Below are 20,244 nucleotides of genomic sequence, written 5' to 3'. Positions count from 1 at the left end.
GCGGTACGGGTGGCGTGGTCAGACCGCCTCGGCGGCCGGGACCTGGTCGGGCTGGTTGGGCTGGTCGGTGGGGTCGGTCGCTGCGAGGACGCGCAGCGTGTCGAGGGCGGACACCAGCGAGACCTCGGCCGGCGCCCGGTCGTGCGCCCGCAGGTAGTCCACGAGCAGCCGGCACAGGCTCGCCTCGTCGAGGAACTCGTCCGGCAGCCGGTGCGCCAGCAGCTCGGCCATCGTCCGGGGCGGTATCTTCCGCCAGGCCAGGTCGCCGTACTCGGTCAACGCCATGAGCAGCCACAGCGCGGTGCGGTTGTCGACCCGCGCGGCCGCGAACTGCTCGGCCATCTCGGCCGAGACCACGCCGTCCTCCAGCGGCAGCTCCGCGAGCCGCCCCTCGATGTCGGTGAGTACCTCCCGCACCCGGGCCACGTACCGCTGCGGCAGTCGGTCGAGCCCGTGCCGCAGGATGAGCGCGTGCAGGACCGCGTGGTCGTCGGTCGTGCCGAGCGAGTCGACCAGCTCGGGGAACTCGTCGATCAGGTACGGACACGAGATGATCAGCTCCGGCGGCGCTGTCGGTGAGCTGGGCAAGCGGCTCAGCGCCACCCGGGTCAGCCCGCACACCACCTCGCGTGGCAACTGCGCGCCGTCCTCGGCGAGGCATTCCAGCAGGACCGTGGCGCTCGTGCTGGACACCGCCTCCGGGAACTCGACGGCACGCGCCCACAGTCGCCGGTAGCTGCGCTCGTCGTACAGGATCAGCTGGTGCAGTGACGGCACCGGCCAGCGGCGGGTGGCCAGCTCCACCAGGTCGGCGTGGAACCGGCCCGCCTCGAAGCTGGTCGGCGCCTGGCCGCGCCACGTCCGCGCGCCGGCCTGCAACTGGCCGTAGGTGGTAACGTCGCCGAGCAGCCGGGCCTCCTCGGCCGCCACGTTCACCTTCTCCCCCCGCCGTTCCCGCCGCAGCCCGGCGACGATCCGGCCGTCGGCGTCCCGGCGCAGCCAACTGATCATCGCGAGTTGGCCCTTCTCGTCCAGGCCCGCCCGCCACAGCCGCACCGTGGACACCCAGGTCTCGTCGTCCATCAGGTCGCTGTGGCGCACCCCGTCCGGTGACACGAGCGCGGCCAGCGCGACCAGGTTCGCGGTGTACGCGGCGAGCAACCGCACCGGGTCGTACGGCGCGGGCCGGTAGCCGTCCACACCGGCCAGGTTGGTCCGCTGCCGGGCCTCGGCCAGCAGTCCGGCGACCGTCTCCACGATCGCGTCCCGGTCCCCTGGGTGCCGGAAGGCGAGTTCCCGCGCGAAGCCCACCACCGCCTCCCGCTTGACCAGCGGCTGGTGCGAGAGAAGCGCCCGGAACTGACCGGTGTCCAGCTGATAGCCGAACCCGGCCGGGCTGAGGGTGCGCCGCCGCAGCTCGGCCAGACTCCGCAGCGCCCCGATGACGTACTCGGCGATCAGGAAGTCGCCGATGGTGGTGTGCAGGAACTCGTACGTGCGCCGGGCGTCCTCGCCCTGCACGTCGTCCGGGCCGTACACGACGAAGAAGGCGGCGGTGACCAGTTGCTCCGGGCCGAGCACGTCGCCGAGTTCGAATCGGGAGCCGTCGCCGGCCCCGGGCCCGAAACAGTCGAGGTCGGCGCGGAGCGCGGCCCGGTTCACCAGTTCCCGGTTGCGGTTGAACATGGCGAACGCGGTGATCGCGAGATCGCGCCGCAGTTGGTGTTCGCGGGCCTCCCGCTCGTGCGTCGGGAGGGCGGTCGGCGCCTTCTCGCTCACCTGCCGTCTGATGAACGCGGTGAGCAGGCCGGTGAACAGGTCGGACGATGACATGGCACCGGGACGGCGGTCGGCCCAGTGCTCGTTGTAGTAGATGGCGAGCAGTGTGAGCAGCAAGGGCTGGCGGGCCAGCTCGCCGTGCCACAGCAGCTCGCGGGCGGAGAGCCGGCGGTAGCCGGGCCGGTCCTCGTTTGCCGCGTTGACGGCGGCCAACCAGGCCGTCACCTGGGCGTCGGTCAGGTCTTCCAGCCGCACCAGCGCGGTGCCCTGCGGCACGCTGGCGCGGTCCATCACCAGCATCCGGGACGTGATGATCGGGATGACGGAGTAGCCCAGGTCCCACTGGGTCTCCTGGAACTCGGCCACCCGGTCGATGTACTGGGAGTGGGCGGTGCCGGTGACCTGGACGAGTTCGTCGAACCCGTCGAAGATCACCACAACCGTGGTGTGCTCGGTGGCCCGGCGCAGGTCCGCCCAGCGGATGCGCTCGTCCATCACCTGCTCGATCGCTGCTTCGATCTGCTCGGTCGGCGACGAGTCCCCGGACATCCGGCGCAGCGGCACCACTATCGCGGTGAACCGGCTCGCCGGCAGCCGGGCCGCGATGACCCGGGTCAGCAACGTCTTGCCGGCGCCCGGCTGACCGAGGAGCAGCAGCGGACGGTGCAGGCTCGCCGGATCGGTCAGGTATTCGGAGAGGAAACCGACCAGGTCGCCCCGGCGCGGCTGGTCGTCCCACCAGGCATCCCGCTCCGGGGACGTGTGCTTGCCGTACTCGGCGGCCCGGAAGTCCGGGCTGATGAACCCCTCCTCCACCGTGGGCAGACGCAGGTGGAAGTCGACGTCCTTGATCCGCAGCAGCGGCTGCCGGAACACCGCGGCCAGCGAGCCGGTGAGCCGGTCGAGTGACTCCCGGAGCAGGTCGGGGCGGTCGGCCGGGGCCGGGCCGGACAGCTCGGCGAGATTGCGGTACAGCTGCGCCAGCGCGTCCAGCCGGGCCGAGACCTCGGTGGTCAGGTTCCGGTTGTCGATCAGGTTGTGCTCGATCGCCTGCCGGAGCATCCGGAACCCGAACTCGGGGAGGTCCGCGGCGAGCCGGTCGAAACGGTCCTCGTAGTGCCACATGGCCCGGCCCACGACCCGGGACCGCAGCGACGTGAGGTCGAGCCCACGCCGCACCGACGGCCAGGCGGCGAGGCCCTCGCAGAACGCGATGGTGGCGTCGTACAGCTTGACGTAGGCGGCCTCGACGTCGCGCCGGGTGTCGTCCATGCCGTGGACCGAGGACGGCAGCGGGAAGTATCCGCCGTCGATCTCCTTCGGCAGCGTGTGCTGGCGACGGTCGGCCGCCACCATGCCCACCTTTTCGGCGTCGGTCAGCTCCAGCCGGTCGAAACCCGGCCCGACCTCGTCCCGGAAACCGTCGAAGAACGCGGAGAGCGCCAGCACGGTATGGCTGGCCTCCAGCAGCTTGTAATACGATTTTCCGCCGGTCGTGCGGATGCGGCCGGCCTGGTTTCCGGTGGCGTCCCGGACGAGTTGCATGAGCGCGTTCTTCGGGCCGAGCAGAGCGAGCGCCGCGCCCTGGGTGAGCGCCCCGGCGCCGAGGATCCCCGCGCTGACGACCTTGTCGGTCTCGGTGATGCGCGTGCTGCCCGGGGCCAGCAGCTTCAACGCATCTCGATAGCTGAGGCTCGAACGGCGCGGCATGCCGCCCCTTCCGCTGCTGGCGATCGGGATTCTTCAAGGATAGAAACTTCAGTGACGGAAAGCTATCGATTCCGCACCGGGCGGCTGCTTTGCGACGACTTTTCCATTCATTCATCTCATTCATCTGCTAAATGCGGCCAAGGCGTCGGCCCCCTATGGTCGAGCGGTGGACGACACACGGGTACGGCAGGCGTACGGGGCGGTCGCGGAGCTCTACATCGAACTGTTCGGCAGCACCGCCGCGGTGCACCCGGACGACCTCGCCCTCATCGGGCGGCACCTGGCCGGCCGGACCGGCCCGGTGCTCGACCTCGGGTGCGGACCGGGGCACCTCACCGACCACCTCCGGTCGCTGGGCGTCGACGCCACCGGGATCGACATGGTTCCCGAGTTCGTCGCGCACGCGCGGGCCACCCATCCGGGCGGCGCGTACCGGCTCGGGTCGCTGGACGACCTCGCCGTCCCGGACCACTCCGTCGACGGCATCCTCGCCTGGTACTCGCTGATCCACCTCCCGCCACCGGATCTCGACGCCGTGCTGGCGGGGTTCCGGCGCGCGATCGTGCCGGGTGGACCGCTCGTGGTCGGCATCTTCGCCGGTGACGAGGTGAGCGCCTTCGACCACAAGGTCGCCACCGCGTACCGCTGGCCGGTGGACGAGTTCTCCGCGCGGCTGCGGCAGGCCGGGTTCGCCGAGGTCGAACGCCTGACACGCCTGTACGACGAGACCCACCGCACGCACGCCGCCGTCGCGGCCGTGGCGTCCGGCGCCTGAGCGCGCGCCGTCGTCGGCGCCGGGAAAATGGGCGCGAACGTCTGCCGTCCGCTGTGTCAGGATCGGCGTTCGGAGTTCGACGGCCGGAAGGACACCATGCCCGCGTACGCCATCGCCCACCTCCAGGACGCCGCCCCGCACCCGGACATCGCCGAGTACATCGAGCGTCTCCCGGCCACCCTCGCCCCGTACGGCGGCCGTTTCCTCGTGCACGCCACGCCGCACGAGGTGAAGGAGGGCGCCTGGCCGGGCGCGGTCGTGATGCTCGGCTTCCCGGGCATCGCCGAGGCGCGCGCGTGGTGGGACTCGCCCGCGTACCAGGAGATCGCGCCCCTGCGCTCCCGGCACATCGAGGGCGACATCATCCTGGTCGAGGGCGTTCCCGACGACTACTCACCGACCGGCATCGTGCAGGCGATCCGGGCGGCGCTGCCCTGAGCCGGACCGGCCGGCGCGCCCGTGACCTCGGCGTCGTCGTCGGAACGCTGCCCACCGGACGCCACAACGCGATCACCGACGTCCCCGGCGTCCTGGTGGGGCACACCACCGTGGACGACGGCGGCGACCTGCACACCGGCGTCACAGCGATCGCGCCGAGCGGGCTCGGCCCCGGACGGTGGACTCTGCCGGCGGCGGTGTTCTCCGGCAACGGGCACGGGAAACTCGTCGGCTCGACCCAGGTGGACGAACTCGGCGTACTGGAATCCCCGGTCGTGCTGACCGCGACGCTGTCGGTGTTCCGGGCGGCGGACGCGCTGCTCGGCTGGTTGATGGAGCGCCGGCCGGACGGGGTGTCGTTCAACCCCCTGGTCGGCGAGACGAACGACGGGCACCTGTCCGACATCCGCCGCCGCCCGATCACCGAGGACCACGTCCTGGCCGCCATCGCTCAGGCGACCGACGGGCCGCCCGCCGAGGGCTGCGTCGGTGCCGGCGCCGGCACCACCGCGCTGGGCTTCAAGGGCGGCATCGGCACCTCGTCCCGGACCGTGCGGGCCGCCGGCCGTACGGGGACTGTCGGCGCGCTGGTCCAGTCCAACTTCGGCGGCGTCCTCACAGTGCTCGGCGTGCCGATGCCGGCCGAAGAACTGGTCCCCGCCGCCGACCGGGCCGAACCGCCCGGCAACTCGTGCATGATCGTGGTGGCCACCGACGTACCGCTGGACGCGCGACAGCTCGGGCGGGTCGCCCGCCGGGCGGTGTTCGCCATGGCCCGGGTCGGCGCGTCCTTCAGCGGCACCAGCGGCGACTACGCGATCGGGTTCACCACGTCGGATCAGCAGCCGATCCCGGACGGGGAGATCGACCCGGTGTTCGCGGCCGTGCTGGACGCGGTCGAGGAGGCGCTGCTGAACTCGCTGTTCACCGCAGTCACCACCACGGGCGTGGGTGGCCGTACCAGTCACGCGGTTCCGCACCGGGCCGTGCTCGAGCGGCTGACGGCGGCTGGCCGGCTGATTCCGGAATCACCGGCGGAAACGCGCTGATTGCTCGCAACCCGGCCCGCCCCGCCCAGCCGCGGTGGCTACGGTTGACGCTGCCGGAGAGTCCGGCCGAGGAGGCGTCGAACTGGCCGTGGACGGCTATGGCGTGCAGGTCACGCTCGTGTTCGTGTTGGTGTTGGTGAACGCGGTGTTCGCGGGCAGCGAGATGGCGTTGGTGTCGCTGCGGGAGAGCCAGCTGCAGCGCCTGGAGCGGACCTCCCGGGGCGGCCGGGTGCTGGCGAAGCTGGCGCGGGATCCGAACCGCTTCCTGGCCACCATTCAGATCGGCATCACGCTGGCCGGTTTCCTCGCCTCGGCCGCCGCCGCGGTGTCCCTCGCCGCCCCGCTGGTGGGCCCGTTGGGATTCCTCGGGTCGGCCGCCGAGCCGGTCTCGGTCGTCGTCGTCACCATCATCCTGACCTTCGTCACGCTGGTGCTCGGCGAGCTGGCGCCGAAGCGGATCGCGATGCAGCGTGCCGAGGGCTGGGCGCTGCTGGTGGCCCGCCCGATCGACGCGCTGTCGACGTTCTCCCGCCCGGCGGTGTGGCTCCTGAGCAGGTCGAGCGACGCCGTCGTACGCCTGGCCGGCGGCGACCCCCGGGCGCGCCGGGAGGAGGTCACCACCGAGGAGCTGCGGGACATGGTCGCCGCGCAGCGCAACCTCACCCCGGAGCACCGCACGATCATCTCGGGCGCGTTCGAGGTGGCCGAGCGGATCCTGCGGGAGATCCTCGTCCCGCGCCGCGACGTCGTCACGTTGTCGGCGGATCTGTCCGCGCCGCAGGCGCTGCGCGAGCTGGGCAGGTCGGGGCAGACACGCGCCCCGGTCGTGGGTCGCGGCGGACTGGACGACACCGTCGGCGTGGTGCACATGCGGGACCTGCTCGACCAGGAAGGGCCGGTCGCCGACCACGCCAGCCCGGCGGTGTACCTGCCGGAGACGCTGAAGGTGACCGAGGCGATCCGGGAGCTGCGCGCCCAACGGCAGCAGTTCGCGCTCGTGGTCGACGAGCGCGGGTCCATCGACGGCATCGTCACGATGGAGGACCTGGTCGAGGAGATCGTCGGGGAGATCTACGACGAGACCGACCGGGACGTGCAGGCCGTCGTACGGGAGGCGGACGGCGCGCTGCTGATGCCCGGCGGGTTCCCGCTGCACGACCTGGTCGACGTGGGCATCGACCTCGACGAGGCCACCCTCGAAGCCGGGGACTACACGACGGTGGCCGGCCTGGTCCTGGCGCATCTCGGCCACATCCCGAAGACCCCCGGCGAGACGGTCGAGCTGCCCGGCCTGAGCGCCGAGGTGGCGGAGGTGACGGGCCGGGCCATCACCCGGGTACGCCTGCGGACGACGCCGACGCGCGACGAGCCGGGCTCCTGAGGTCCGGCAGTACTCGTCACCCCAGCTCGGCGTCGAAGCTCCGGCGGGCCTGCTCGATCTGGGGCAGGTGCGCGTCGGCCCAGTCGAGCAGGACGTCGATCGGCGCACGCAGGGTCTTGCCCAGCCGCGTGATCCGGTACTCGACCGCGACCGGCCGGGTCGCCACCACGTGGCGTTCGACGATGCCGTTGCGTTCGAGCCGTCGCAGCGTCGCCGTGAGCGACTTCTGTGTCACCGCCGGGATCGCGCGGCGCAGCTCGTTGAAGCGACAAGGGCGTTCGCACAGCTCGTTGAGGACGCTCAGCGACCACTTGTCCAGCACCTGATCGAGCAGCTCGCGGTGCGGGGCGTCGATGCGCAGCTCGTCGGCGCGAGCGCCTGCGGTATCGCCCATGAAACCAGGTCTCCTTGAAGTGTCCTTCGTCAACTAGGTATCAATGGTAAACCACCTAGGTCCCCATGGAGGAGACACGATGTCCGTCACCCGCTTCAGCCCTGCCGGTCTTCAGCCGCACACGCCGTACCACCACGTGGCGGTGGGCACCGGCGCCCGTCACATCCACGTCAGCGGCCAGGTCGCGCGACTGGGCGACGGCACCCCTGTCGCACCGGGCGACCTCGGTGGGCAGGTCGCGCAGGTGCTGCGCAACACCGGGCGCGCCCTCGCGGGCGCCGACGCCTCGTTCCAGGACGTGGTCCGGCTGACCTTCTACGTCACCGACTGGACGCCGGACAAGATCGGGCCCTTCATGGCCGGCATCGAGTCGGTCGCCGAGGAACTCGGGCTGCCCCAGCCGCTTCCGCCGGCGTCGCTGATCGGCGTCGAGTCCCTCTTCGAGCCCGACGTGCTCGTGGAGCTGGAGGCGACCGCCGTCGCGGAGTGAGATGGGGCAGGCAGCATCACCGGACAGCGACCCGGGGCCGCGGTCGGCGGATTTCCGCCGGCCGCGGGTTGCCGCGTGGTCGAGGGGATCGGTGAAATCTGATGGACGCCCGCAACGTTGCGATCAGGCCGCGCGTGTAGTCGCCGATGAGGGACTTCGACGACTTTTACGCGGCGAGCTACGCGGACCTGACGGTGCAGGTGTACGCCTACTTCGGCGACCTGCACGAGGCCCAGGACGTCGTTCAGGAGGCGTTCTGCCGGGCGCTCGCCCGATGGCGGCAGGTCTCCGGCTACGACGACCCCGCCGCCTGGGTCCGGCGGGTCGCCTGGAACCTCGCGACCAGCCGCTGGCGGAGACTGCGCGTGATGCGGGCGTTCCACCGACGCCAGCGCGGCGAGCCGGTCGTCGCGGGACCGGAACCGGACCACGTCGCGCTGGTCGAGGCCCTGGCCTCGCTGCCCGCCGCGCAGCGGCGGGCAATGGTGCTTCGCTATCTCGCCGACCTGCCGGTCGCGGAGATCGCCGACCGCGAGGGGGTGCCCGAAGGCACCGTCAGGTCATGGCTGCATCGCGGTCGGGCCACGCTCGCCGCCCGGCTCGGCCCCGAACACATGGAGAAGTCGCATGCCTGAGGACATCACCGAGGAGCAGACCCGGAACGCTTTCGCCCTCATGCGCGCGGAGACTCTGACACACATCCGCCCACCGGGAACCGCGGCGGCGCAGCGGACCGTACGAAACCGGCGCCGCACCGGAATCGCCGCCCTCGCCGCCGGCGTCGGGATCGTGGTGGCGGGTGGCTTCGCCGTGACCCACCTGGCCACCAGCGAGCGATCCGCCACCCCGCCTGCGGCACCGAGCCCGTCGCCGTCCCCGTCGGAACTGCCCGCCGAACAACTCGACCGCATGGCCGCCACAGCAGCCGCCGCGCTCGGGATCACCTCCGTGGACAACAAGCAGCGCAGACGTGAGGGAAAAGGGCCCATCCTCATGATCGGCTCCGAGCCCGCCCGGCGCGGCGGCATCAGTGGCACCGGGTACAACGAGAACAAGACCGGCGTCTACGTGCTCGACGTCCTGTGCGTCGGGGTAGGGACGCTCCGGACGCGGTTCTGGGCCGCGACCTCGGGGGCGGACGAGGCCGGCAATCCGGCCCCCATCCCTCCCGACGCCGCCGAGGCGCGGGTGCCCTGCAGTGACGAGCCCGAGCGCGTAAGCCTCAGCGTGCGCGCGCCCTGGCCCAAGAAGGTCTACGTCTCGATCGAGCCGGACCAGGCGGCCGAAGGGCGCGCAGCGCACGCTTCCCTCGTCCGCGTACCGTAGCGCCGCCCGGGCCGCTCCCGCGTCTCGTCGGCGGCCGCGTCGCCCGGTTCCGCTCGTCCAGCGTCGCCGTCGCCGGCTCGGGTACGAGCGGCTACGAGCGCGCTTGGGTGAGGCCTGCGACTTCCGCGTCCATCGTCATCCGCGCATCCATGGAACGAGCCCCTCCCTCGGATAGATCCACCACCACAGGAGGCACGCGGGTGGCCAGTAGGTCACGGCCGCGACGGCGAGATACCAGGGACGCCATCCGTCGAGCAATCCGCGGTAGCCGTGGGCATCAGCCCAGCCGTACACGGCCCAACTCCACAGCGCATAGCCGGCAAGGAGGGCGAGAGACCAGCCGACCCGAGCTGTTCTCCCGGGCCTCCGCCCGCGTCGGCGGAGCAGCGCCTCTCGCGCACGCCAGGCCACGCGTACATCATGATCCTGCCTTGCCAAGGTCACGACCTGTTGGGGAGTTGAGACCGTGATCCGGCGGAACGACCCGCTCGCTCTGATGACGATCGTCATGTGCACGGCGGCCGGCGCTTTCGGCCTCGTAACGCCCTCCCGCATCGTCGACACCCAGCAGTTGCTGCTGATGGTTCTCACGCCGCTCGGCACGTGCGTACTGCTCATGTACCTCGCGGGGCCGGCTGCCTTCGTGGCGGTGACCCGCACGCATGTCGTCGTGGGCAACCCACTCGTCAGATACAGCGTTCCACGGTCACTGGTCGACGGAGTACGGCTCGACGGGTTCGACATCGAGCTGCGAGTCTCCGGGCACCCGCCTGTTCCGATTGCCGCCCTGACCCCCAGCGTGGGTGGCCATCACCGGGTGCGTCCGGGCGGGTACCAGACGCGCTTGAACAAGATCGCGGCGCTCCTGGACCACACGCCGGCGACGCCCGTAGCCGGCACGATGGTGCGCCGCTACCGGCGTGCGCACCTCGGTCTCTTGGCGGTGGACGTGCTGGCTCTGGTCGGAATGGTGCTCTACATCAGAACCGAAACGCTCGCGTAGAAGCGAACCGTGCCCCTACGGTCCAGGGTCAGCTGGACCGTAGGGGCACCTGGTCGACCACGCTCACCCGAGCCGTTTCCGGTGACCTGGGTGGGCCACCGGGATCAGCCCGCGGTGCAGGAACGGATCTGCGGTCTGGCGCCGCTGTTGCCGTTCATCATCGTGGTGAAGCCGAAGGTGTTGCCGCTGCCGTTGGACCGCATCGTCATCACGTAACCGGTGCTGTCCCAACTGGGGGAGCCGTTCCAGGTGGTGGAGACCCGCTGCGGCGGGGTCAGAGCCACGACCACGGTCCAGTTGCTGGCCCCCTGAACCGTCACCGAGGTGTTGTACCGGTCACCCCAGACGTTGGGGGTCGTCGCCGTCGCTGTGCATCCGCCGCTGGGAGGCGGAGTGGTCGGCGGCGGAGTGGTCGGCGTGCCGGTCGGCGGCGGAGTGGTCGGCGGCGGAGTTCCGTCCGGGGCCACCGCTCGGCCGGTGCTCGGTGAGATCATGCCCGGGCAGAGGTTGCGGCTGGTCAGGTTGGCCATGATCTGCGGAATCGCGTCGCGGGTGTTCTGAATGCCGTCGTGCATCAGGATCACCTGGCCGTCCTGAAGACGGCTGGCGTTGGAGACGATCTGGCTGACGCTGGCGCCGTTCCAGTCCTGGGAGTCGACGTCCCAGATCACCTGGCGCAGGCCGAGCGACGAGGCGACCGACTGGAGGGTCGAGTTCGTCTCCCCGTAGGGCGGGCGGAACAACTGCGGCCGGACGCCGGTCGCCGCCTGGATCGCCGAGTTGGTCTGGGAGAGGTCCGACTGCATCTGGCTCTGGTTCATCGAGGTCATGTGCGCGTGGTTCCAACTGTGGTTGGCCACCCACATGCCCGCGTCGACCTGGGCCCGCGCGGCGGACTGGTTGTTCTGCACGTTCTGGCCGACGTTGAACATGGTCGCCCGTACGCCGTTCGCGCGCAGCACGGACAACAGGGCGCTGGTGCTGCCGGTCGGTCCGTCGTCGAAGGTGAGGCCGACGTAGCCGTTGCAGGTGGCGGCGCTGGACGGAGTGGCGGCGACCGCAAGGCCGGCGGCGCCCAGCGCCACAGTGGAGGCGAGCACTGCCAACCGGAAGGTGAGACGCGATTTTCGGGGAGTGGACGGGCGGCGGGAGCCGCGGATGCTGGCGTACATGCGCAGGTCCTCCTTGGGACGAGTGACACCTGACGACGCATGGCTTCAATCGACGCATGCTGATGTCGCAGTGTTCGGAGTATTGCAGCGGCGTTTCGAACAGGTCAATGATTTTCCGGAAGTTTTCCGGAAGGATCGGCTCCCAGTCAGTCGCTGCGCATCCGGACCCATCAGTTGCCATCGCTCGGTGGCTGGGCGACGCGAGGCGGCATGACCGCCGGTGGAGCGCACGAAAAAGGGCCGCCCCGGTTTCCCGAAGCGGCCCCTCAACTGCTGTGCGCCCGAAGGGACTCGAACCCCTAACCTTCTGATCCGTAGTCAGATGCTCTATCCGTTGAGCTACGGGCGCTTGTGCTCGGCCAGTCTACACAACCGGCTTTCGCGCGGAGACTCCGGGATTCGAACCCGGGAGGGGCTTTAAGACCCCAACCGCATTAGCAGTGCGGCGCCATAGACCAGACTAGGCGAAGTCTCCCTGGTGACCCTGAGGTCACCGCGCCCGAGGATACAGGCCCGCACCCGCCCGGGGCAAAGCGGATGCCGGGACCGGCCCTCACGACGCGTTTCCGTCGTGTGCCAGATCACGTCCACGGCTACGCTCCATCGATATGCAGGAGCAGCCGCCGAGCGATCCGCCCCGTCGCGAGCCTGCCGCGAAGGCCCGGCGGACCCGCTCCACCCGACCCACGTTCAGCCCGCCACCCACGCCGGAGCCTCCCGCCGGGAGCGCGACGAGCGACACACCGCCACCCCGGCGTCCGCGCCGGGCCGCGCCGACTGTCGTCTTCCAGCCGCCGGCGGCCGACGCCGCAGCGCCGGCACCGCGACCACGCCCGGCCGCCGAGCCTTCGACAAACGATCCGGGTACGCCTGCCGCCGCGCAGCCCGACCCCGTGCCCGCGGAGGCCGAAGCGAGTACGCCTTCCCCCGAGCCGGCCGCGCGATCACGCCGTCCGGCCAAGGAGTCGGTGCCGACCGAGCCGCCGAGCGAGGACGAGACGCCGAAGCGGACCCGCCGTGCGACCACCGCGAAGAAGGCCGTCTCGAAGAAGGCCGCTCCCCCGGTCAAGAAGGCCGCTCCCGCCGTCAAGAAGGCAACCCGGACCGCCAAGAGCGCCAAGACCCCCACGACCACGGAGGCCTCGACGGCGGCCACGGACGCCACCGCCGTCACGGCGACCCCTCCGGCACCGGAGACACCCGCGTCAGCGGTCGACGCCGCCGAGCCCGCAGCCGCAGCCGGCGATCAAGCCCTGGCCGTCGATCACCCCGCCGTCGACGAGAGTCGCAAGACCGAACCGCCCGCCCTGGACCCGCCGGAAGAAGAGCAGCCGCACGACAAGACCGAGACCTCACCGGCCACCGTCGACGGCCGGCACGCTGCGCGTACCCCGGAAAGGGGCTGGCGGGCGGTGGGGCCGCAGCTGCGCGACCACCCCGGGTTCGCGCCGGAGCTGCTGGCCCTGGCGGCGGTGGACGCGCTCGGGCCGCGCGCCCGGGACTGGGTGGCGCAGGTCCGGCGGGCCTACCCGGAGGCGGACGCCGACGGGGTGGCCCGGCTGGCGACGCGGCGGTTCGTCCGGATGGCCGGTACGGGTGGAGCGCTGGCGGCCGGCGCCGGGATGTTCGCGCCGGTCGCGGAGCTGGCAGCGGTGCTGTGGACGCAGGCGAACCTGGTGCTGCACCTGGCCGCCGCGTACGGGCGGGATCCGGCGCATCCGGATCGGGCGGCCGAGCTGCTGGTGCTGACGTTGGTGCACCCGGACGAGGGCACCGCCCGGGCGGCGCTGGCGGCGGCTCGCGCGGCCGACGAGCCGGCGGACGGGCCGTGGGGGCGGGTGGCGGAGGCGGCGTGGCGGCTGGCGACGCCGGTGGCGGCGCAGGCGGGCGGGTGGCTCGGGCTGCGGCTGGCCGCCCGGCGCCTGCCGGGTGCGGCGGCGTTGGCGGCGGCGATCGGCGGCACGGCGACGGCCGAGCGGGTGGCCGCGCGGGCGGTCGCCCGGTACCGGCCCGGCCGTACCTGATCGACGCCGGTTCGGCGAGGTGGCGGGGGCCGTCGGGCCGCGACACCGCCACCTCGCCGACCCGGCGAAGCCATCAGGCCGGCAGCCGGGATCAGAGCCAGTCGAACCAGGACTTGGGCAGCATCGCGTACCCGACGAACGCGAAGATGTCGAGCAGCGTGTGCGCGACGATCAGCGGGGCGACCCGGCGGGTGCGCAGGTAGAACAGCCCGAAGATCACACCCATGACGGCGTTGCCGACGAACGCGCCGAAGCCCTGGTAGAGGTGGTAGGAGCCGCGCAGCAGGGCGCTCGTGGCCAGCACCGCGCCGATCCGCCAGTTGAGCTGCCGCAGCCGGGTGATGAGGTAGCCGACCACGATCACCTCCTCCAGCACGGCGTTCTGCACGGCGGCGAGGATCAGCACCGGCACCGTCCACCAGAGGTCGGGCAGCGCGGCCGGGACCAGGGTGGCGTTGAGGCCGAGCTGCGCCGCCGCCCAGAACAGCGCCAGCCCGGGCAGGCCGATGAGCGCGGTCAGGCCCGCGCCCCGCGCCAGGTCCGAGCCGGGCCGCCGGAAGTCGACGCCGAGCGTCCGCGCCGGGTCGCCGGGGTCGCGCGCCAGCAGGTGTACGGCGAGCAGCACCGGCAGCAGCGCGAAGACGATCCCGAGCAGCTGGTACGTCAGGTCGAGGTAGGGCCGGGCCGACGCGGAGGTGTTCAGCGCGGCGGTCTGCTTGGACAGCCCACCGGTAGCGGTCAGCTTCGCGATCAGCGACACCAGCGCGTACACGGCCGACTGGCCGAGGGACAGACCGAGCACGAGCAGCGTCTCGGTGCCCAGCATCCGGCGGGAGACCGGGCGGGCCAGCTCGTCAACCGTCACCGGACCATGAAATCACTTCGGCGTCCCGGCCCGGCGATCGCACAGTCTGTGCGACCGACGTACACGCTCCGTGGAGATTCTATGGCTGCCGATCCGCCCGTACGGAGAAGGAGCGTGCCCCTGTGGAGAACTTCGCGCGGCTGCTGAAGGAGAGCTGGGCCCTGGTCGAGGAGGACCGGGAGCGGCTCAGCGGTCACTTCTACGCCCGGCTGTTCCTCCTCGACCCGGAGCTGCGCAAGCTCTTCCCGGTGCAGATGAACGGGCAGGGCGACCGGATCCTGGAGGCGATCGTCACCGCCACCCAGACCGTGGGCGACCCGGAGAGCTTCGACGAGTACCTGCGGGCGCTGGGCCGGGACCACCGGAAGTACCACGTGACGGCCGAGCACTACGCGACCATGGGTGTCGCGCTGCTGGACGCGCTGCGCAGCACCGCCGGGGACGGCTGGAACCTGGAGTACGACCAGGCGTGGCGGGAGGCGTACGCGAGCATCAGCGCGCGGATGCTGGCCGGCGCGGAGGCCGACGGCAACCCGCCGTACTGGCACGCCGAAGTGCTCACCCACGAGCGGCACGGCCCGGACACGGCGGTGCTGACCGTACGCGCGCTCCAGCACCCGCTGCCCTGGCAGGCGGGGCAGTACGTCAGCGTGGAGGTGCCCCGCTACCACCCGCGGGTGTGGCGGACGTACTCGGTGGCGAACGCCCCGAACGAGGAGAACGTGCTGGAGTTCCACGTGCGTACGCCGCCCGGCGCGGCCGGCTGGGTGTCCGGGGCGCTGGTGCGCCGCACCAAGCCGGGTGACCTGCTGCGGGTGGCCGCGCCGATGGGCTCGATGACGCTTGATCCGGAGTCCACCCGGGACGTCCTCTGCGTGGCCGGCGGGGTCGGGCTGGCGCCGATCAAGGCGCTGGTGGAGGAGCTGACCCGGGTCAACCGCACCCGCTGGGTGCACGTCTTCTACGGCGCGCGCCGCCCGGACGAGCTGTACGGGCTGGCCGGCCTGGAGGACCTGGTCGCGACCCACCCGTGGTTGTCGGTGACGCCGTCGTGCAGCGAGGACCCGGACTTCGGCGGCGAACTCGGTGACGTGTCCGAGGTGGTCACCCGGTACGGGCCGTGGACCACGCACGACTGTTACGTCTCCGGCTCGGCCGCGATGGTCCGGGCCACCCTGCGGGCGCTCGCCGCCGACGACGTCCCGCCGGACCACATCCGGTACGACACGTTCGGCAACCTCTGAACCTTGCTCCCCCCGAGCCGGGTCGCGTGCCCCCGCCCCCTGGGGCACGCGACCCGGCCCCCCGTTTCAGTAGCGCCAGGGGGTGCCGGTCTCGCGGTACTCCTCCACCGGCACGAGCGGCACGCCGGGCGCCATCCGGTCGACGTAGAGCCGCCCGTCCAGGTGGTCGATCTCGTGCGCGACCAGCCGCGCCATCGCGTACTCGAACGAGGTGATCACCCGGCTGCCGTCCCAGAGCGCGTGTTCCACGTCGATCCGCAGCGGCCGGGGCACCAGGCCGCGGTGGTCGAAGAAGGAGAGGCACCCCTCGTACTGCTCGTCGGTCTCGGCGGCGGTGTCCACGACGCGCGGGTTGAGCAGCACCACCGGTTCGGCCGCGCGGTCGGCGGGCCGGACCAGCGCGGCGGACCAGCCGATGCCGAGCTGGGGCGCGGCGAGGCCGACGCCCTTGCTGAAGGGGTGCAGCTCGTCCAGCCGGGCCAGCATCGCGGCGAGCCGGTCGATGACCTGCCGGGCGTGCCGTTCCTCGGCCGGCAGGTCGAACTGGCGGGCCGGCTGCCGCAGCAGGTCGTCGCCGCGCTGCACGATGCCCACGGCACGCATCCGGTCGCTGGCCCGAACCCGGGCGCCGCCGGTGGGCGCGCTGTCCGGCTCGGCGTCCGCCTGCGGGCTGCGGAACCGCCACTGCATCCGGTAGCGGGCGTTGAGCGGCGGGTCGTCGGTCCCCCAGTCGAAGATCACCCGGTCGCCGTCGGAGGCACGCTGGATCGGCGTACGCAGCGGTCCTTCCTCGGCCGACAGCGAGGTCTCCGCGCCCCACACCTTGGGGTCGAGGTCCGCGGGCAGGTCGAGCCGCACCGCCAGGTGCCGGGTGGGCAGGCGTACGGCCCGCTGGAACCAGGGGCCCCACTTGTCCTGGCCGACCCGGTACGCGTACTCGATGGTGACCCGGTCGCCCGGGTAGAGCGGGAAGCGTCCCTCGTCGTTCTCGAAGAGCAGCCAGATCTCCTTGAACGCGTCCCGGTCGTGCTTGGCCCGCCAGTGCATCGGCTCGCGTCCGTTGCCGTCGTCCCGGTACGCGGTCAGTTGCAGCTCGGCGAAGGTGAGCGGGTGTTCCCGGTGGTGCCGGTTGGAGCGGCCCGGGTCGTTCGGGTAGCGGTCGACGGCGACCCGGACCAGGTAGCGGGTGACCGGTTCGGTGCCCGCGTTGTACAGCTCCCGCCGGATCGCGCAGTGGTAGCCGTCGCCGATGTGGGTGAGCGTGGCCACCTCGCGCTCGACCACGAGGCCGGTGCCGGGCGGCAGCCACTGCCCGGGGACCGGCGGGTCGCGGTGCGCTCCGCCGGCGCGGCCGTGCCGCAGCTCGTCGTACTCCCGGAAGCGCTGCCAGATCGCGCCGCTGGCCTCCAGGACGGCCTCGGCGCGGCGGGCGAAGTCCTCGGTGGGCCGGTGCCGGCGCCCTTCGACGTGGCTGACGTAGGACGGGTCGAAGCCCATCAGCGTCGCCAACTGCTTCTTGGACAGCCCTCGGCCGGTCCGGTGCCGGGCAAGTTCCGCCGCGAACGAGTCCGCGGCACGCTCGATCGGTGAGGTCGTCATCAGCTTCCTCGTGGCGGGAAGCCCATTTTCACGTTGGGTGGCCGAACGTGTACGGAAACTGCCTCATATTCGACATACACCTTGACATCTGAACGGAGCGCATCGATCCTTACACCGTGCGTCGCCGTTTCCGGCGGCGTTTTTCGTCTTCCGGGCCGGGTAGTACGCGACCGGCGCCGGAGTGACCGGGACCTCCCCGCGACACCGCGACGTCACTTCCCCTCCCGCCGAGGGAGTGGTTAGGCTAGCCTTAGCTTCGGTCGACGGCACGCGCCGGCCGACAGGGCGACCAGACAGGGGACGGCCAGGTGACTGCGGTGATGCCGGGGCGCGACGCCGCCACCCCGTTCGCCCCGGTGACCGCGACCCTGCGCGCCATGTTCGGCACCGACGACCTGCCCGGGCTCGCGCCCGGCCTGCTGGTCCGCGACGAGCTGGACCGCTGGTCCCCGGCCGCCCGGCTGATCGACGGCACGCTGCTTCCCGAGTTCCTGACCCGCGCCGGCCGCCGCTGGGGCGGCACCCCGCACGCCTGTGCCGCGCTCGCGTGGAAGTCCTACAGCTACTGGACGGCGCTCCCAGCGGTGCTCGGCTGGGCGTCGGCCCGGCGGGTGCCGCTGCTCGACCCGGCCGACGTCCTCGTGCACTTCGAGGACCACCACCAGCTGCTCACGCTGGGGCTGCGCGCGTCCACCCCGGTGGCGATGCTGCCCGGTGACCCGCTGGCGCTGGCCGGCGCGCCCGGTGTGGTCGTGGTGCCGGACGAGGCCGCCCTGCTCGGCGCGCTGCGCGCGTCCCTGCTCGACGCGCACTTCGCCCCGCTGATCGCCGCCATCCAGGGCGAGGTGCGGATCGGCACCCGTACGCTGCTCGGCTCGGTGGCCTCCGGCATCGCGCACGGCATCCTGCGCGCGGCGGACGCGCTGCCCGGCTCGTCCGTGGCGACCGTCGGCACGCTGCTCGGCGCGCTCGACCTGAACGACCTGGTCGAACTGGTGCCCGGCCCGGCCGGCGAGCCGACAGTGCAGCGGCGCACCTGCTGCCTGGCGTTCACGCTGCCCCGGCCCAAGGTGTGCCAGGGCTGCTGCGTCCGCCAGGGCTGACCGCTCAGTCGGCCAGCGGCCGGACGTCCCACAACCACACCCCGCCGGTACGGGTGGGCGTGATCCCGCTCAGCTCCGTCATCGCCCGGCGCAGCGCGTCGGCCTGCGGCAGCCGGGGATCGAGGATCACCGCGCCGGCCCGCCAGTAGCGCAGGTCGTCGACGGCGGCCACCCGGTCCTGCGGCGTGATCGGCGGAACCGCGTCGGTGCGCCGTACCGTCTCGAAGAACGTGCTGGTGGGACGCGGCGGCGCGGTGAACAGCGCGATCCGGTCCCCGCCGGGGCGGGTGTCCGGATAGAGGAAGTAGCCGCGGGCCAGCGGCATGTCCAGCCGGGTCTCGGCGGACCAGCGCAGCGGAACCGCGTACGTGGTGTCGGGCAGCGGCAGCGTGACGATGCTGCGTCCGTCGGCGACGTAGGGGCGCCAGGCGCCGGAGGTGACGAACGTCGGGGTCGGTTCGAGGCGCTTGGCCGGCAGCGGGGTGGGCAGGATCGGCAGCAGCGCCATCGCGAGCACGGTGACGGTGGCGAACCGGATCTGCCCGCGTGCGTCCGGATGCCGGGCGGCCAGCCGGCGGACCCGCTCGGCGCCGAGCGCGAGCAGCACGCCGATGATCGGGGTGAGCGCGAGTGACCAGCGGGTGGGCACCACCGAGTGCAGGACCGGCAGGTTCTCCAGCGCGGCCCACGGGCCGGGGATGCCGGTGTCGCGTCCGTCGTAGCGGATCTCCCGGCCGAGCGAGAAGAGCGCGAACACGAGGCCGACCGCGGCCAGGCCGAGCACCGCCGCGTTGCGGCGCATCCACCAGACCAGCGCGGCCACCAGGATCACCAGCGGCCAGCCGAAGAACGCGTTCTCCTCGGTGGCGTTCTTGACCAGCGGTTCACTGCCCCGGGCGTCACCGGCCACCGACTCCCGGGACCAGGCGACGTACGCGGCGAGGTCGGTGGAGTAGCCCCGGATCAGCGTGGAGAGCCCGCTGTACGCGCCGGGACCGAAGAACTGGACCCAGAGCGGGTACGCGAGCAGCGCCCCGGCGACCACCGCGGCCACGGCGAGTCCGGCGGCGAACGGGCGGGCCGCCGAGCGCAGCGCGGGACGGCCGAGTACGAGCGCGAGCACCACCACACCGAGGCCGATGGCGGTCATCAGCAGGATCTCCAGGTTGAGGAACGCCTGCCAGACGATCACCAGGGCAAGGAGTACGCCGTTGCGCAGCCACCGGCCGGGCTCGGCCAGGCGCAGCGTCCGCCAGATGATCAACGGCACCACGAACTGGCTGACGATGTTGGGGTGCGAGTTGGCGTGCGAGATCATCGCCGGCGCGAACGCGCAGAAGGCGGCACCCAGCCAGGCCGGACCGCGAGACCGCACGACAACTCGGGAGAGAAGGAAATACCAGGACACGCCGGTGGCGGCGAGCCCGAGGGTGAGGAAAATCAGGAATGACCAACGCGGACCCGCCCAGAGCGTGACCGGGGTCAGCGGTAATGAAACAGATAATACGGACGTATTGGCCATGAGATTGACGACATCCGGCACATTCATCCGGGCCGAGGTGAACGGATAGGCGAAATCGGTGACGACGCGCGCACCATGCGCCATCATCCATTCGAATTGCGCCTGATCTGTCCGATTGTCCCGGATCCCGTTGCGGGGGTCCACCCACAACCGGGCGGTGACCCAGAGCGCGAGCAGCACGAAGCTGAGCACGGCGAGCACATCGATCCGCCTGCCGTGCCCCGTTTTCGCCGGGTCCGCCGCTGATTCCGGAGTAGTCATGACATTTCAGAGCGTAGTCAGGGTATGACCGGCAGGTGCAATGTTCCGCAGACTCACGTACTATGTGCCGAGTTCGCCGACCGCCGATCAGGCACCCCTCCGCATCACA

The 20,244-nt window shown here is 71.7% G+C and carries 17 protein-coding genes and 2 tRNA genes; 11 read left to right on the top strand and 8 right to left on the bottom strand.

Features of this window, described 5'->3' with window-relative positions; translation table 11 throughout:
* Positions 1 to 18 precede the first annotated feature (18 nt).
* The gene (locus DQE82_RS27060; RefSeq protein WP_233514802.1) at positions 19 to 3,453 is read right to left on the bottom strand and encodes an NACHT domain-containing NTPase; all 3,435 of its coding nucleotides are present in this window, start codon (positions 3,451 to 3,453) and stop codon (positions 19 to 21) included.
* 202 nt (positions 3,454 to 3,655) lie between these two features.
* Here DQE82_RS27060 and DQE82_RS27055 point away from each other — a divergent pair, with 202 nt between their 5' ends.
* From DQE82_RS27055 to DQE82_RS27040, 4 genes are all read left to right on the top strand, one after another.
* Positions 3,656 to 4,264 carry a class I SAM-dependent methyltransferase gene (locus tag DQE82_RS27055; protein WP_069089600.1) on the top strand — a complete coding sequence of 203 codons (609 nt, stop codon included), beginning with the start codon at positions 3,656 to 3,658 and terminating at the stop codon, positions 4,262 to 4,264.
* 96 nt (positions 4,265 to 4,360) lie between these two features.
* A complete protein-coding gene (locus DQE82_RS27050) occupies positions 4,361 to 4,702 on the top strand; it encodes a DUF1330 domain-containing protein (RefSeq protein WP_030499352.1) in 342 nt (113 codons plus the stop codon).
* Positions 4,699 to 5,751: a P1 family peptidase gene (locus DQE82_RS27045; RefSeq protein WP_255423895.1), complete on the top strand. Its 1,053-nt coding sequence runs from the start codon at positions 4,699 to 4,701 to the stop codon at positions 5,749 to 5,751. The genes DQE82_RS27050 and DQE82_RS27045 overlap by 4 nt, the downstream gene beginning before the upstream one ends.
* A gap of 88 nt (positions 5,752 to 5,839) precedes the next feature.
* Positions 5,840 to 7,132, top strand: coding sequence for a hemolysin family protein (locus DQE82_RS27040; RefSeq protein WP_104115586.1), 1,293 nt, complete (start codon positions 5,840 to 5,842; stop codon positions 7,130 to 7,132).
* Positions 7,133 to 7,148: 16 nt separating this feature from the next.
* Here DQE82_RS27040 and DQE82_RS27035 read toward each other — a convergent pair whose 3' ends face one another.
* A complete protein-coding gene (locus DQE82_RS27035) occupies positions 7,149 to 7,526 on the bottom strand; it encodes a helix-turn-helix domain-containing protein (RefSeq protein WP_104115587.1) in 378 nt (125 codons plus the stop codon).
* Between the two features lie 79 nt (positions 7,527 to 7,605).
* Between DQE82_RS27035 and DQE82_RS27030 the strand changes: the two genes are divergently transcribed.
* The 4 genes from DQE82_RS27030 (at position 7,606) to DQE82_RS27015 (ending at position 10,345) form a co-directional block, all read left to right on the top strand.
* Positions 7,606 to 8,016: a RidA family protein gene (locus DQE82_RS27030; protein ID WP_043327791.1), complete on the top strand. Its 411-nt coding sequence runs from the start codon at positions 7,606 to 7,608 to the stop codon at positions 8,014 to 8,016.
* A gap of 146 nt (positions 8,017 to 8,162) precedes the next feature.
* The gene (locus DQE82_RS27025; RefSeq protein ID WP_064448837.1) at positions 8,163 to 8,651 is read left to right on the top strand and encodes a SigE family RNA polymerase sigma factor; all 489 of its coding nucleotides are present in this window, start codon (positions 8,163 to 8,165) and stop codon (positions 8,649 to 8,651) included.
* Entirely contained in the window at positions 8,644 to 9,342 is a 699-nt protein-coding gene (locus tag DQE82_RS27020; protein ID WP_064448838.1) for a hypothetical protein, read from the top strand. The genes DQE82_RS27025 and DQE82_RS27020 overlap by 8 nt, the downstream gene beginning before the upstream one ends.
* A gap of 496 nt (positions 9,343 to 9,838) precedes the next feature.
* Positions 9,839 to 10,345: a hypothetical protein gene (locus DQE82_RS27015; RefSeq protein ID WP_147265175.1), complete on the top strand. Its 507-nt coding sequence runs from the start codon at positions 9,839 to 9,841 to the stop codon at positions 10,343 to 10,345.
* Between the two features lie 104 nt (positions 10,346 to 10,449).
* On the opposite strand, the gene DQE82_RS27010 is transcribed toward DQE82_RS27015, so the two are convergent.
* From DQE82_RS27010 to DQE82_RS27000, 3 genes are all read right to left on the bottom strand, one after another.
* Positions 10,450 to 11,517 (bottom strand): polysaccharide deacetylase family protein, encoded by a 1,068-nt coding sequence (locus DQE82_RS27010; RefSeq protein ID WP_043327788.1) that lies wholly within the window; start codon positions 11,515 to 11,517, stop codon positions 10,450 to 10,452.
* Positions 11,518 to 11,793: 276 nt separating this feature from the next.
* Positions 11,794 to 11,866 (bottom strand) — tRNA-Arg (locus DQE82_RS27005).
* A 35-nt stretch (positions 11,867 to 11,901) separates the two neighbouring features.
* Positions 11,902 to 11,992, bottom strand: a tRNA-Ser gene (locus DQE82_RS27000).
* 493 nt (positions 11,993 to 12,485) lie between these two features.
* On the opposite strand from DQE82_RS27000, the gene DQE82_RS31255 reads away from it, so the two are divergent.
* The gene (locus DQE82_RS31255) at positions 12,486 to 13,541 is read left to right on the top strand and encodes a hypothetical protein (protein ID WP_233514800.1); all 1,056 of its coding nucleotides are present in this window, start codon (positions 12,486 to 12,488) and stop codon (positions 13,539 to 13,541) included.
* Positions 13,542 to 13,632: 91 nt separating this feature from the next.
* Here the strand turns inward: DQE82_RS31255 and DQE82_RS26990 are convergent, their stop codons facing one another.
* Positions 13,633 to 14,406 (bottom strand): CPBP family intramembrane glutamic endopeptidase, encoded by a 774-nt coding sequence (locus DQE82_RS26990; protein ID WP_030499361.1) that lies wholly within the window; start codon positions 14,404 to 14,406, stop codon positions 13,633 to 13,635.
* Between the two features lie 122 nt (positions 14,407 to 14,528).
* Here DQE82_RS26990 and DQE82_RS26985 point away from each other — a divergent pair, with 122 nt between their 5' ends.
* Positions 14,529 to 15,650: a globin domain-containing protein gene (locus DQE82_RS26985; protein WP_043327787.1), complete on the top strand. Its 1,122-nt coding sequence runs from the start codon at positions 14,529 to 14,531 to the stop codon at positions 15,648 to 15,650.
* 66 nt (positions 15,651 to 15,716) lie between these two features.
* Here the strand turns inward: DQE82_RS26985 and DQE82_RS26980 are convergent, their stop codons facing one another.
* Positions 15,717 to 17,249, bottom strand: coding sequence for a peptide deformylase (locus DQE82_RS26980; protein ID WP_064448840.1), 1,533 nt, complete (start codon positions 17,247 to 17,249; stop codon positions 15,717 to 15,719).
* A 320-nt stretch (positions 17,250 to 17,569) separates the two neighbouring features.
* Between DQE82_RS26980 and DQE82_RS26975 the strand changes: the two genes are divergently transcribed.
* Complete coding sequence (locus tag DQE82_RS26975; protein ID WP_113974597.1) at positions 17,570 to 18,352, top strand: hypothetical protein; 783 nt, start codon at positions 17,570 to 17,572, stop codon at positions 18,350 to 18,352.
* 4 nt (positions 18,353 to 18,356) lie between these two features.
* Here the strand turns inward: DQE82_RS26975 and DQE82_RS26970 are convergent, their stop codons facing one another.
* Positions 18,357 to 20,135, bottom strand: a complete 1,779-nt coding sequence (locus DQE82_RS26970) for a hypothetical protein (RefSeq protein ID WP_113974581.1) — start codon at positions 20,133 to 20,135, stop codon at positions 18,357 to 18,359.
* Between the last annotated feature and the right edge of the window lie 109 nt (positions 20,136 to 20,244).

Source organism: Micromonospora sp. LHW51205 (assembly GCF_003315815.1).
Taxonomy (GTDB): Bacteria; Actinomycetota; Actinomycetes; order Mycobacteriales; family Micromonosporaceae; genus Micromonospora; species Micromonospora chalcea.
The sequence above is the reverse complement of the archived record's forward strand: the minus strand, read 5'-3'. Positions and strand labels throughout refer to the sequence as shown.